Origin of the sequence: Salinicoccus sediminis, from assembly GCF_000986795.1 — a bacterium.
In the GTDB taxonomy this organism is placed as follows: domain Bacteria; phylum Bacillota; class Bacilli; order Staphylococcales; family Salinicoccaceae; genus Salinicoccus; species Salinicoccus sediminis.
Map to the genome: position 1 here is coordinate 353808 of NZ_LAYZ01000001.1, position 14225 is coordinate 368032.

General features: G+C 48.6%; 13 protein-coding genes. 12 read left to right on the plus strand and 1 reads right to left on the minus strand.

Annotation, left to right across the window (positions count from 1 at the left end; all coding sequences use genetic code 11):
- Positions 1 to 51 precede the first annotated feature (51 nt).
- The 12 genes from WN59_RS01860 (at position 52) to WN59_RS01915 (ending at position 11727) form a co-directional block, all read left to right on the plus strand.
- A complete protein-coding gene (locus tag WN59_RS01860) occupies positions 52 to 750 on the plus strand; it encodes a zinc metallopeptidase (protein ID WP_082099083.1) in 699 nt (232 codons plus the stop codon).
- A gap of 96 nt (positions 751 to 846) precedes the next feature.
- The gene (locus WN59_RS01865; RefSeq protein ID WP_046511677.1) at positions 847 to 1338 is read left to right on the plus strand and encodes an NUDIX hydrolase; all 492 of its coding nucleotides are present in this window, start codon (positions 847 to 849) and stop codon (positions 1336 to 1338) included.
- A 93-nt stretch (positions 1339 to 1431) separates the two neighbouring features.
- Positions 1432 to 1809, plus strand: coding sequence for a methylglyoxal synthase (locus WN59_RS01870; protein ID WP_046512764.1), 378 nt, complete (start codon positions 1432 to 1434; stop codon positions 1807 to 1809).
- Positions 1810 to 1813: 4 nt separating this feature from the next.
- Positions 1814 to 2959 (plus strand): N-acetyl-alpha-D-glucosaminyl L-malate synthase BshA, encoded by a 1146-nt coding sequence (bshA, locus tag WN59_RS01875; protein ID WP_046511680.1) that lies wholly within the window; start codon positions 1814 to 1816, stop codon positions 2957 to 2959.
- Positions 2952 to 4160 (plus strand): CCA tRNA nucleotidyltransferase, encoded by a 1209-nt coding sequence (locus WN59_RS01880; protein WP_046511684.1) that lies wholly within the window; start codon positions 2952 to 2954, stop codon positions 4158 to 4160. Before bshA ends, WN59_RS01880 begins: the two co-directional genes overlap by 8 nt.
- A complete protein-coding gene (locus WN59_RS01885) occupies positions 4123 to 5085 on the plus strand; it encodes a biotin--[acetyl-CoA-carboxylase] ligase (RefSeq protein WP_046511687.1) in 963 nt (320 codons plus the stop codon). The genes WN59_RS01880 and WN59_RS01885 overlap by 38 nt, the downstream gene beginning before the upstream one ends.
- 17 nt (positions 5086 to 5102) lie before the next feature.
- Positions 5103 to 7619, plus strand: a complete 2517-nt coding sequence (locus WN59_RS01890) for a helicase C-terminal domain-containing protein (RefSeq protein ID WP_046511689.1) — start codon at positions 5103 to 5105, stop codon at positions 7617 to 7619.
- 30 nt (positions 7620 to 7649) lie between these two features.
- Positions 7650 to 8837, plus strand: a complete 1188-nt coding sequence (locus tag WN59_RS01895) for a pyridoxal phosphate-dependent aminotransferase (RefSeq protein ID WP_046511694.1) — start codon at positions 7650 to 7652, stop codon at positions 8835 to 8837.
- An 8-nt stretch (positions 8838 to 8845) separates the two neighbouring features.
- On the plus strand, positions 8846 to 10135 hold the full coding sequence (gene asnS, locus WN59_RS01900) for an asparagine--tRNA ligase (protein WP_046511697.1): 1290 nt from the start codon (positions 8846 to 8848) through the stop codon (positions 10133 to 10135).
- Between the two features lie 47 nt (positions 10136 to 10182).
- The gene (locus tag WN59_RS01905) at positions 10183 to 10806 is read left to right on the plus strand and encodes a DnaD domain-containing protein (RefSeq protein ID WP_046511700.1); all 624 of its coding nucleotides are present in this window, start codon (positions 10183 to 10185) and stop codon (positions 10804 to 10806) included.
- On the plus strand, positions 10799 to 11455 hold the full coding sequence (gene nth / locus WN59_RS01910; RefSeq protein WP_046511703.1) for an endonuclease III: 657 nt from the start codon (positions 10799 to 10801) through the stop codon (positions 11453 to 11455). The genes WN59_RS01905 and nth overlap by 8 nt, the downstream gene beginning before the upstream one ends.
- The gene (locus tag WN59_RS01915; RefSeq protein WP_046511705.1) at positions 11452 to 11727 is read left to right on the plus strand and encodes a YpoC family protein; all 276 of its coding nucleotides are present in this window, start codon (positions 11452 to 11454) and stop codon (positions 11725 to 11727) included. Before nth ends, WN59_RS01915 begins: the two co-directional genes overlap by 4 nt.
- 41 nt (positions 11728 to 11768) lie before the next feature.
- Here the strand turns inward: WN59_RS01915 and WN59_RS01920 are convergent, their stop codons facing one another.
- Complete coding sequence (locus WN59_RS01920; protein WP_046511708.1) at positions 11769 to 14222, minus strand: transglycosylase domain-containing protein; 2454 nt, start codon at positions 14220 to 14222, stop codon at positions 11769 to 11771.
- Positions 14223 to 14225 lie beyond the last annotated feature (3 nt).

The window sequence follows — 14225 nt, forward strand, 5'->3', positions numbered from 1 at the left end:
AATTTTAAAGTAAAATTCAGATATGAACAATTATTGGAGGTTGGAATACAAGTGTATATTATCATCTATTTTGTGATTTTGATGGTTGTTCCAATGCTCGCTCAGATGAATGTCAAATCCACATTCAATAAGTACTCGAAAGTACGTTCAACAAGTGGTCTGACTGGTCGAGAGGTTGCAGAGGAGATTCTTAGGGAAAATGGTATTTATGATGTTTCAGTAGAAAGAGGACAAGGGTTTCTAAGCGACTATTACGACCCTAGGAACAAAAAACTCGTGCTCTCTCCGGACAACTATGATACACCGAGTGTCGCAGGTACCGCGGTAGCTGCACACGAAGTCGGACACGCGATACAGCATGCTACAGGATATGCGTTCCTGAATTTCAGATCTGCACTTTTCCCATTGGCACAGTTGGGCAGTAACTTTTCATACTTCCTGATCATTGCCGGCATGATCATCACATATGCGCAGAACAACGTCGGCGGCGGTCTTGGAAACATGCTGCTGTGGGCCGGTATCGGACTGATGGCATTTGCTGTCCTTTTCCAGCTCGTTACACTGCCTGTAGAATTTGATGCGTCGAAAAGGGCCATGAACCAGATCCAGACGCTGAACATCGTCAATGAAAAGGAATACCGCCATGCCAAGAAAGTATTGAATGCTGCAGCAATGACATATGTCGCAGCAACTGCAGTTGCTGTTGCCGAGCTGATAAGGTTCATCCTTATTGCAAAGAGCAACAACTGATCAAAATTTACAGGATATCCATCAAAGATGGGTATCCTTTTTTATTTACCGCCACTCTCTGGTATTATTATATATGTATTCAAGGAGATGATTAATATGGACTGCGGCTTCAAATCAGGAAAAAACGTATTCAGATACCGTGTGGCGGGTATCGTACTGGATGATGGAAACGCACTTCTTGCCACCAACACCATGACAGGATACTTCTATATCCTCTCGGGGGCGGTCAGCCTGGGGGAAGCAAGCGAGGAGGCGGCAGTGCGTGTCATGAATGAAAAGACCGGCGGGGATTACAGCGTAAGCCGGCTGCTGACGATTGTGGAGAACTTTTTTGATTATGAATTCAACGACACGAAATATGATTTCCAGGAAGTCACATTCTATTATTTGATGGAACCCGGAGATATAAAGTATCCGGAGCAAAAGAACAGGCTGGGAGGGGGCAGGACGGAGACGCTCCACTGGATTCCACTTTCCGAAGCTGCCGGAAAAGATATCAGGCCTAGAGCCGGAAAAGAGATGATGCTCAATCTGCCGCCTCATGTGGAAACCATCATCAGTGATGAAAGAAGTAACCATTCAGGCTGAAAACCGCAGCATAGGCAGTTCACTTAACAGCCAACATTCTCTATAATTAAGGACATGACCAATTATGATACTTCACAGGAATGGATGATGAATATGAAAATTGCACTGATTGCCCATGACAAAAAGAAAGACGATCTTCTGAAGTTCATCAGACTGCATCTGGAATTCTTCAAAGACCATGAACTGTTTGCCACAGGCACAACAGGCACCAGAATCATAGAACATACAGGGCTTGAAGTGAACAGATGCAAGTCGGGGCCGCTCGGCGGAGACCAGGAGATAGGTGCAATGGTCGCGAACGGAGCCATAGATACCATAATATTCTTCAGGGATCCTTTGACCGCCCAGCCGCATGAGCCGGACGTCTCAGCGCTTCTGAGACTGTCCGATGTCTATGATGTCCCCCTGGCGACAAATGAAGGGACTGCGAGCGCAGTGCTTCATTATCTCAACTACAAAGATAGAGCGTGATTGTATGAAAATAGGAATAACCTGCTATCCAAGCGTAGGCGGCAGCGGAATCATTGCAACGGAACTGGGCATCAAACTGGCGGAAAAAGGTCACGAGGTGCATTTCATCACATCGAACATTCCGTTCAGGCTGAACACCAGCCATCACAACATCCATATCCATCAGACCGACATCACTGATTACAGCGTGTTCAAATACCCTCCGTATGACATCACGCTGGCGAGTAAGATTTCCGAAGTCATCACCGAATACGGGCTGGATCTGATCCATATGCATTATGCAGTCCCCCATGCGGTCTGCGGGATCCTTGCCCGGCAGATGTCGGGACTTGATGTGCGCATCGTGACGACCCTGCACGGAACGGATATTACCGTGCTCGGCCACGATATGTCCCTCGTCAATGCCATCCGCTTCGGGATAGAAGGTTCCGATGCGGTCACAGCCGTTTCCGACAGCCTGACACAGGAGACCCATGAACTGATAGGCCCTGACAAGCCCATAGAGACAATTTATAATTTTGTGGATGAAACCTATTTCAACACAGCTGGCAGGGAAGAGACTGCTACCAGGATGAAAAAGAGATACGGCATAGCTCAAGACACCAAAGTACTCATGCATACTTCAAATTTCCGGAAAATCAAGCGTATCGATGATATTGTACGGACATTCAGCATAGTGCAGGAACAGATGGATGCTGTACTGGTCCTTATCGGTGACGGACCTGAAACGAACAGCATCCGTCATCTCATTAAAGAGCTCGATATCGATAGTTCAGTGATTCTGGCAGGACAGCAGACTGATGTGAAATCATTCTACATGATGAGCGATATCTTCCTGCTTCTCAGTCAGAAGGAAAGCTTTGGACTGGCGCTCCTTGAAGCGATGCACTGCGGCTCCGTACCCATCGGCTCAACGGCCGGCGGCATTTCCGAAGTCATCAGGGATGGCCAGACCGGCCTTATTGTCGAGGTGGGTGACTACAGTGCTGCTGCAGAGAAGATCACTGACCTCCTTGAAGATCCAAAAAGATATGAATCAATGCAGCAACAGATGATCGACGATATCAGTATCAGGTTTCGGACTGATGTAATAATCGAAGAATATGAAGCCCTGTACAAGAGGCTGACAGGAGACATGGAGCATGGATGATCTGTTCATTACTGGAAAAAAGATATTGGAACGTCTGCAGGAAGCAGGTTTCGATGCGTATTTTGTAGGCGGATGTGTGAGGGATTACAAGATGGGCCGTGAGATCAACGATGTCGACATTACGACTGATGCCCTGCCCGAAGAGGTGGAATCATTATTTGAAAACACGGTTGATGTGGGCATCGAGCATGGGACTGTGATTGTGGTCCTCTCCGGCATACCGTTTGAAGTTACTACTTTCCGTGTTGAATCGGAGTATACAGACCATAGACGGCCGGACTCGGTCGCTTTTACAAAAGAACTGGCTGGGGATCTTGAACGCCGTGATTTCACCATGAATGCAATGGCCATGGACAGTGAATTCAAACTGATAGACCCTTACGCGGGTCTTGAAGCGATTAAGAACAGATCGATCACTACAGTCGGCCTGCCGGATGAACGCTTTGACGAGGACGCCCTCAGAATTCTGAGGGCAGTCCGTTTCAAAGCACAGCTCGGCTTTACAATTGATCAAGAAACCGTCCGGGCAATGGAACGCCATGCCGGTCATCTGCGACACGTCGCCGTGGAACGTTCACTGGTGGAACTGAAGAAGACATTTTCCGCGGGACATATGGACGGCGTCAAATCGCTGATGGTCCGAACCGGTATAAAAAAGAACCTTCCGTTCATCAAAGAAGTTGACGATAACGCTTTTATGTCAACTAATACTTTTTCTTTCATCACCGGCATGGGCCTCCAGATCTATTTGAACGAATCGCTTATGGAGTATGCCCCTGACCTGAAACTTTCCAACGCCGAGAAAAAAGAAGTAAAGGAAATCGTCTGTGTCTTCAGGGATCTTGAATATGACAAACAAGTTAAAACCATCTCCTACAATTATAATTATGATACACTTGAAAATGTCAGGAAACTGGTGAACACCAATCGATTTTCCAGAAAACTGGAATGGAACAGCATCCTCGGTGAGGCACTGGAAATGAAACCATCTCTTCCCATACAGCACATATCGGATATTGATATAGACGGCAGAGAATTGATGCGCCATTTCGAGGCACGCGGGGGCCGATGGATCAGGGAGGTTTTTGCGGTTTTGGAACATGAGATCCTTTTTAATCTGCTTCCCAATGAAAAAACAAAAATACTTGAATGGATGGACATGCATGTCGAATTTGAAGAAGGAAATATTAAGCTTACTTGACCGGGAGCGTTTCATATCGGGCCAGAATATCGCAGATATGCTCGGCGTGTCCCGGACCTCGGTCTGGAAGAGTATAAAAGCCCTGAAAGAGGAGGGCTATTCTATAGAATCGGTCACAAACAAAGGCTATCATCTCAAAAACCCGCCCGCATATGTAAATCCGACCGCACTTTCAATGCTAATCAGCCAGTCCTCCCTTTTCGACCGTGTGGAATATTTCAACACAACGCCTTCTACACAGAAAGAAGCTTTCAGCATGCTGCCTGAATCGAACGACACCTTCGTCGTGGTTGCTGAAGAACAGACAGAAGGGCGGGGCCGCTTTGACAGGCACTGGGATTCTCCCGGCAGGAGGGGTGTATACATATCACTGGTGCTCCGGCCGGATATACCGATTTCTGATATCATCCGTTTCAATCTGTTCATCTCGCTGGCAATTGCGGAATCCATCGATGAAGCTTTCGGTGTTGAAACAGGCATAAAGTGGCCGAATGATATTTACATCCACGGGAAAAAAGTCTGCGGCTTCCTTACCGAAGTCGTCAGCGAGTCCGGAGTCATCAATGCAATCGTATGCGGTATCGGCATCAATATCTTCAAGGATGACACAGTCGGGAAGATTCCGACCGCCATCTCGGTTGAGGAGGCTGCCGGGAGCCATGTATACATGGACCTGGATCTATTCATGAAGACGTTCATGGGCAACATTGAAGTATACTATAATAGATTTTTAAATGAACCATTTTCCCGTATCCGGCAGGACTGGATAGAGAAATCGGTCATCTTCGGCCGGCAACTGCGTATTACTGAATCCGGCGGAACTTTCCATGGCCGTGCACTCGACATCACTGAGGCCGGCTTCCTTGAAGTTCTGGACGACGACGGGAATATAAGAAAAGTGATCAGTGCAGATGTTGAACTTTAGTAGAAATTGGTGATTGTATGTTTACAGAGAGATTTGCTGTCGTAGATTTGGAAACAACCGGAAATAATAAGAACAGGGACAGTATCATACAACTGAGTATCGTCTTTGTCGAAAATTTTAAAATTACTGACCAGTACACCACTTTTCTCTCTGATGATACTGAAATCAGCCCGTTCATAAGGGAGCTTACCAATATAGAACCCCACATGCTGAAAGGCGCGCCCAAATTCCGTGATGTTGCAGATGAGGTTGTCTCCCTCCTTGACGGATGCGTCTTTACTGCACATAATGTCGAATTCGACTACGGGTTTCTGAAAAGTACACTGGAACAAAGGGGCATAAGATATGAACCCCGGTATAAAATCGATACCGTTGAACTTTCCAAAATATTCATGCCGACCCTTGAAAAGTTCCAGCTGAATGAAATTGCCCAGTCCATCGGCATAACGCTTTCAAACGCCCACCGGGCCGATGAGGATGCACGGGCCACTGCAGAGCTACTCATCAGATTGCAGGAGATCATCACATCGATGAACACTGAGACGTTGAAGCAGTTGTACCATCTCTCAAAGCCCCTGAAGCATAATCTGTCGGACCTTCTTTTCCTGACGCTGGCGGAATCGGATGACAACACCCCCGGACACCTTGAAAAACGGGGGTCCGTCCATATGAGAAAACAACACGATGCACAAGCGGCGCTCCCACCTGTGGAAGTGGGGGAACTGTACAGCAGGTATATCGATCATACCGGCAATGATTACAGGGAAGACCAGCTGATGCTCGCAAACAGGATATTCGAGGCGTTTGAAACAAAGAGCCACCTTGCTCTGGAAGCCTATACAGGACTCGGTAAGACTGTAGCTTTCCTGCTTGCAGGCATAAGCTATTATTCCATGTACGGCATGAAGACACTGATTTCAACCAGCAGAAAAATACTCCAGAAACAGATCATCACCGATGATTTGGCCATTCTCAAAGAGGCATGCGGGATGGATATTTCTGCCGCAGACCTCAAGGGCAGGGATAATTATCTCAACTTGGAAGCATTTGAACTCCTTCTTTCACTTGATGACGAGAACACTGAAATCATCTACCTCAAGATGAAACTGCTGGTGTGGCTCCTCGACACCGAAACCGGGGATCTGTCTGAAATCCATCTCAAAGGGCCCGAGAAGGCGTATTACAGGACTATGGCCATCCAGGCGGGAGAAGGCGGAGCACACCCTTATTTTGAGCGTGCGCTTGATAAAGCCCGGAATTCGGCAATAATCATCACAAATCATTATTTCCTTCCGGATTGCCTTGATCATGTCATCGGGATAGATTCAGTGCTGGTCGATGAAGCGCATCAGCTTAAAAACGCGCTTGATGACAGAATGGAATCTGCCTATAGTTATCAGGGCATGAAATTTTTCATCGGACAGATCGGCATGGCCTCCCAGGAGCGTCTGCTGCATACCTATATAAACGACAACAACGAAACCGCAGTATATCTGCTGGAGGATATACTGAAGCATCTCAACCAGAATATCGACCGTCTGTTCGGATCTTTTTCTGCAGGGAATATGGAGGAGGCACTTCTCCATATCAAAGGCGGGCTGAAATATACAGAAACATTTCTCGGCACCATCCGCGGTACAAACAACTATCAGATACTCTACAACCATATGCATCACTACCAGGGCATGCTGTCACTTTTGAAAACCGGGCTGGAGAAGGGCGATTACACCATCGGCAGGGATGCCAATTTCCAGAAGACCAAAATATACATCAGGGATGACAGGCAGACAGTTCTTGAGAACCGTGTGAAAAACCTGTCCTCAACAGTACTTTTGTCAGGAACACTCGAAGTAAACGGCAGCTTCAGACACCTCACCTACTGGTTCGGTGAACTGCCGTACGAGTCACAGATCATCAGCGATCCGGCACTTTTTGAGAATACCAGGCTTTTCATTCCTGAAGACATCCCTGATTATGATGTGGACGATGACCGGTTCATATGGGCGCTTGTCGATTATATTTCAGTCTATCTGAGCGAAACGGACAGCAAACTTATGGTGCTTTTTTCAAACTACGAACTGCTCGACAAGGTGGCGGAATACACCGAGGAAGTCCGGTTGTTCGAGGATTATGCTGTATTGAGGCAATCCCGTGCAAGCACTCCCGAAAAGCTTCTTTCACAGTTCAACCAGCTTGATAAATGCCTGCTGCTCGGAACATCAAGCTTCAATGAAGGAATCAACGTGGAAAGCGCCGGCGCCAAATGTCTGATGCTGACCAAACTGCCTTTTCCGGTCCCGACGGACAAAGGATTTAAAAACTTCTATAAGACTGATCTGCCGGAGGCTGTCTTCTCATTCCGTCAGATTGCGGGCAGGGTCCACAGGAAGCCGTCCGACAAAGGTCTGGTGCTGTTATTTGACAGGCGGATTCTGACCAGGAACTATAAAAAGGCATTTCTTAAGTATTTTCCGGAGGAAAATATCATCCACGGCCCACAGGAGACTTTCAAAGGGCTCCTGCGTGATTTATAATGACTATATCAACATAAAAGGAGAAGGAACATGCAAATCTCAGATCGTATTAAAAATGTAACGCCGAGTCAGACTCTCGCGATCACTGCCAAATCCAGGGATCTGAAAGCACAGGGTGTAGATGTCATCGGTCTCGGGGCAGGAGAGCCTGACTTCAATACTCCCGATGAAATCATCGACAAAGCATATGAATCGCTGAAAGCAGGCAAGACCAAATATACTGCAGCAGCTGGGATACCCGAGCTTAAAAATGCGATCATCAACAAGATGGAAGAAGATCACGGACTTACGTATGAACCTTCCGAAGTATTCGTCGGCAACGGTGCAAAACATGTCCTCTACAACCTGTTCCAGGCCACTTTGAACCCGGGTGATGAAGTACTCATACCGGTACCGTACTGGGTGAGCTACACAGAGCAGGTGAAACTGGCCGGAGGCAATCCTGTCATCATGCCGACAGACGAATCCACCTCCTTTAAGATGACACCCGAAATCATCGACAGGTTCCTCACCGATAAGACCCGCATGCTGCTGCTCAACTCGCCAAGCAATCCGAGCGGCATGGTCTATAGCCGTGAAGAGCTTGAAGCACTGGCAGCATATATCGAAGAGAAGGATCTCATCGTGGTGGCGGATGAAATATATGAAACGCTCGTCTATGACAGCGAACATATTTCGATTGCTTCACTGAGCAGTAAGATGAAGGAGAATACATTCGTCATCAACGGTGTAAGTAAATCTCATGCAATGACAGGGTGGAGGATCGGATACTGTTGCGGCAACAGTGAAGTCGTCAAAGCGATGACCGACCTGACCAGCCATTCCACATCAAATCCGGTGACGCCGTCACAGTGGGCAGCGATAGCCGCATATGAAATGGATGATTCATTCACACGGGAATATAACCGCACGTTCCATGAACGCCGGGATGCGGCGTATGATAAATTGATGGAAATTCCATACATTACATGTATAAAACCCGAGGGCGCATTCTATCTGTTCCCGAACTTCAGTGAATGTGCAGAACGCTGCGGATTCGATTCAGTGGATGCATTTGTGAATGCAGTACTGGAAGAGGTTTATGTGGCTGTCGTTCCCGGTTCCGGATTCGGATCTCCGGATAATATCAGGCTCAGCTACTCTTTGAGCATTGAAGACATGAATGAGGCGCTTGAGCGCATCAGACAATTTGTATTACAGAGAACAGAAGGAGCTTAAAAACAGATATGAAGATTTCTATAAACCAGGCACCCCAATATGAAGGCGAGGAGGTTACAATCGGATGCTGGCTGCTGCAAAAGCGTGGCAGCGGGAAAATACAATTCCTTCAGCTGAGGGATGGTACTGGCTTCATGCAGGCGGTCGCAGTCAAAGCGGCGGATGAAGACCTCTTCGCTGCAGCGAAAGGACTGAATCAGGAAACATCCATGTATGTCACAGGCACAATCAAAGCCGATGAGCGTTCTTCCTTCGGATACGAAATGGAAGTCTCCGGCATCGAGGTCATCCATGAAGCGGAAGGGTACCCGATCACTCCCAAGAATCACGGGCCTGAATTCCTCATGGACAACCGCCACCTGTGGCTGAGATCCCGCAAACAGCATGCGGTGATGAATATCAGGAACCAGATCATCAGAAGCACTTACAACTTCTTCTTTGAAAACGGCTATAAGAAAATCGATCCGCCTATTCTGACCAGCAGTTCACCGGAGGGCACAACCGAACTGTTCCATACTAAATACTTCGAAGAGGATGCTTTCCTGTCACAGAGCGGCCAGCTCTATGCTGAAGCGGCAGCGATGGCCCATGGCAAAGTCTTTTCATTCGGACCGACATTCCGTGCGGAAAAATCAAAGACGAGAAGACATCTGATCGAATTCTGGATGATTGAACCTGAAATGGCGTTCTACAACCATGAAGACAGCCTCAAAGTGCAGGAGGAGTACGTGGAATATCTTGTCACAGATGTACTTGAGCACTGCAGACTCGACCTTGAAGCACTCGGCCGTGACACTTCCGTCCTCGAAAAAATTCAGGCACCGTTCCCGCGCATCACATATACGGATGCGATCGAACTGCTCAAGGAAAAAGGCTTTGATGACATCGAGTGGGGCGAAGACTTCGGGGCGCCGCATGAAACGGAAATCGCAAATCATTTCGATCTTCCCGTGTTCATCGTGAACTACCCGAAAGAGATCAAGTCCTTCTACATGGAAGAGAACCCGGAGGACCCACGGACAGTGCTGTGCGCAGATCTGATTGCTCCTGAAGGTTACGGGGAAGTCATCGGCGGCAGCCAGAGGATACATGATTACGATACACTCAAACAGAAGATTGTGGACAACGGCCTGGACCTTGCCGCATATGAATGGTACCTGGACCTCCGCAAATACGGAAGCGTACCGCATTCCGGTTTCGGACTGGGACTTGAGAGAACGGTTGCGTGGCTGAGCGGTGTTCAGCATGTCAGGGAAACAGCGCCATTCCCGCGTCTGTTGAACCGTCTTTATCCATAGTTTAAAATATCGCCTCCGGGCGATATTTTTCATAAGGAGATACAAATATGCTTGAAAGATATATGCGTTATATCAATATACCTGTGAATAAAATCCTGATAGATAAATACGGCACCCTGGGAGTGGATGAACGCACCCTCGTCGTCCTTATACGCCTGATCGATATTCACGATAGCTCTGATCAGCTGCCGGATTTCGGGACACTTGCCACCCACACGACGATGTCGGAAAATGATATCTCGAAGATCATGGAAAACCTCATACAGAACGGTCTGATCGAAGTGGAGACTGTAAAGGACCATGGCAAGTTCATCGAACGTTTCAGTCTGGAGCCCCTGTTCAATAAGCTTATCAAGGCTGCCGATACCGATATTGGATATAAAAAGAAGGACCCGTCAAAAATCAGGGAACTGTTCGAGTATGTGGAACTGCTTTACGGCAGGGTAATCAGTCCGAATGAATTCCAGCGTATGAACAGCTGGCTGGATGATTCCGGTCATACACCTGAAAAGATTAAGGAAGCAATCGATATTGCCTATCAGAACCAGGTGACGTCGCTCCAATATGTTGAACGTATATTGAACAGCACCGACAACAGGAAAGAAGAACAGGACAGCCGTAAGAGAATGCCGGTCCGTTCCTGGCTGGAAGGAGAAGATGTATTTGATTAGTGGCAAAAAAACGATGGAAATGATTGATAAGATCGACGCAATGTTCCCGGACGCGGAATGTGAACTCATCCATGAAAACTCTTTTGAGCTGACCATAGCAGTGCTGCTCTCAGCCCAATGCACCGACAATCTGGTCAACAGAGTGACACGGGAGCTGTTCAAAAAGTATAAGACACCTGAAGACTTTCTGGCGGTGGGGCTCGAAGAACTTGAAAACGACATCAGGTCCATAGGGCTGTTCCGCAACAAGGCAAAAAACATCCAGAAACTGTGCCGTGATCTCATCGACCGCTATGACGGCGAAATTCCGGGCAATTATGATGATCTGGTAAGTCTCGCCGGAGTGGGGCGGAAAACTGCCAACGTCGTGCTGTCCGTGGCATTCGATGTACCGCGGATTGCGGTGGACACACATGTTGAACGGGTGACAAAACGGCTTGGAATCGCCCGCTACAAAGATTCCGTCCTCGAAGTCGAACGGACACTGATGAAAAAGATCCCCGCTGAAAGGTGGAGCAAAACCCACCATCAGCTCATCTTCTTCGGCCGCTACCACTGCCTGTCAAGATCGCCCAAATGTGATGTCTGTCCGCTCCTTGAAGATTGCAGGGAAGGGCAGAAGCGCATGAAAGTGAAAGCCGGCCAATGAGTATAGAGGAAATGTATGACTGCCTGATTGAAAACGCCAAAAACCCCGACCGGACAATATACAACCGGTTCAGGGATGAAATCCGGGAACATATCAAACGGACAATCATTTCAGATGCACCGGAAGATTCCGGAGCCCTCCTGCCGCTCAACTACAGGGAACGGATGGACTACATCGATGCAAGACCCTGCCGGTACCACAGCATCATCCAGCTGAAAAACATTTATGATGAATTCAATAAACGCAGTGCTTCATACCGCTCCAGAAGATAAACCAGCGCCCCGGGTCAAATTGACCCGGGGCGCTGTTTTGCCTATGCGGCACTGTCACCTGATTCTTCAGTTGACTCCTCCTGGGGTTCCGACTCCTCTGTAGCTTCTTCCTGTGTCGGTTCCTCAGTGGTTTCTTCAGTGGTCTCTTCTTCGGTGGTCTCTTCTTCTGTCGGTTCTTCAGTGGTTTCCTCTTCTGTTGAATCTTCCTCAGTCGGTTCCTCGGTAGTTTCCTCTTCAGTTGATTCTTCTTCTGTCGATTCCTCGGTAGTTTCCTCTTCTTCAGTCTCTTCCTCTTCACGCTGCTCTTCCGCTTCTCTTCGTGCACGTTCTTCAGCCTGCTGTTCCCTGCGCTCCTCTTCGGCACGCTGCTGCTCTTCCTGCCTGTCCTGATAGCTTTGGAGTTCTTCACTGCCACGGACAGCGAGCTCTCCGCCGGAGATGTCGACTACGCTGTCCGGACGTTCGAAATCCTGGCCGTTATACGTCGAAATCGACTGCATTATGTCCCGGAAGAACCATTGCGGGGTGATCTGTTCATCCTGCCCCACGAATGACGTGTCACCATTTTCTTCAGTGGCAGTGAAACCGGTCCAGACGCTCATTGTATATTCTGGCGTGTAGCCAATCATCCAGGCATCCTTCGCTGCATTATCCGGCAGATTGTATTCTTCCCTGACAGACCTGGAGTAGGAAGTTGTGCCTGTCTTGCCGGCGATGTTCAGCCCGTCCATCTGGATATAATCGGCACTGCCGTATGGCTCGAATGTCCCTTTGAGCATGTCAGTGAGCATGTATGCCGTGTAGTCCTCCATCGCCTGATGGGACTCGCTTTCAAATTCGATCGTTTCTCCTTCATCGGTCTCTACATAGCGGATGGCCTGTGCCTCATTAAAGGTACCGCCGTTGCCGAGGGTGGAGTAGGCCTCCGCCATCTGCATCGGGCTGAATGTCGACTGGCTGCCGCCGAGGACATCATTGAACGACAGTGAATAGTTGCCGTCCTCTTTCTCACTGTAGTCAAGGCCTGTCTTCTCGGCGAATTCCTCCGGTGCATTGTCACCGGCTTCCTCTCTGACTGTTTCGAATGTCTTGACCGCCGGAATGTTGAAACTCTGCCTCAGGGCGTCACGCATGGTCACTTCGCCGTGGTCCTGCATATCATAGTTGTAGATAGTGTTGTCATGGCCTTTCGGACTGTATTCATATTCATCTTCGATCTTATGATCCGTCCGCCATTCCATATTTTCAATCGCGGGGCCGTAGGCAAGGAAAGGCTTCATCGTTGAACCGGCGTTCTTGGGTGTTAACGCCTGGTTATGGTTGACGACTTCCCTGTAATCCCGGCCGCCTGTGACTGCGACGAGGTTGCCTGTCTCGGTATCCAGGATGCTGGAGGCGATATTGAAGTGCTCGCTCTGGAATTTAGGGTTGTAATAGTAATCCTCGTTGTCCGCCATGCCCTGTAGCTGCCTCTGGATGTCCGCATCCATGTTGGTGTAGATGTCGAGTCCGCTGGCCAGCGCCTCGGACAACTCCATACCTTCGAATTTTTCATTCGTCTGCAGCTCCTGTTTGATCACATTGATATAGGAGGCGTACTCCGGATCTTCCGGTTCGATATCCGCACGCTCTTCCTCGGTGCGCTCAACAAGGTTTGCAGTGATATCAGTGTTGACCGCTTCGTCATACTGCTCCTGAGTAATCCGCTCGTGGTTCAGCATCTGGTAGAGCACTGTATGGGCACGCTTCGTCCCACGTTCCGGATCTACGTAAAGGTTGTATGCGTTCGGCAGCTGTGGAAGCCCTGCGAGATAAGCAGACTCTGCCAGATTCAGCTCTTCCAGCTCCTTATCGAAATAGTAGTTGCTTGCCGTCCGGATGCCGTATATCCCGTCGGAATAATAGATCTTGTTCAAGTACATTTCAAGTATTTCATCTTTGGAATACTCCTGCTCCAGACGGTAGGCAAGGTAGGCCTCCTGGGCCTTTCTTTCAATCGTCTTATCCGCCGTCAGGAAGGCTCTTTTCACCACCTGCTGGGTGATCGTACTCGCACCTTCGCTGCCGAAACCGTCCGTGAGGTTGCTGAGCACCGCACCGCCGAGCCGGATGAAGTCTATTGCCCCGTGCTCGTAGAATCTGTCGTCCTCGATGGCGAGTACGGCATCCGTCATCTGTCCGGGTACATTTTCTATCTCAACGAGCTCTCTTTTCTGGCCCTGGTACAGTGTGGTGACGAGATTGTCATCCTTATCATATACGCGTGCAGGTATCGGATCCTTCAACTTCTCTTCACTGAACGCCGGGGCCTTGGATGCATAGTAGGCAAAGAGGAATGAACCCAGCACCAGCATCACAAGTCCGATCAGAACCGCCCAAAGCAGTATCCGTTTGATGAGGGATGACCGGGACATTTTCCCTTTGTCCTTTTTACGGCCTGCTGCCGGTTTTTTCCGGCCCGGCCTGCCTGTCCTTTTATAGTTATTCTGATCCATTAT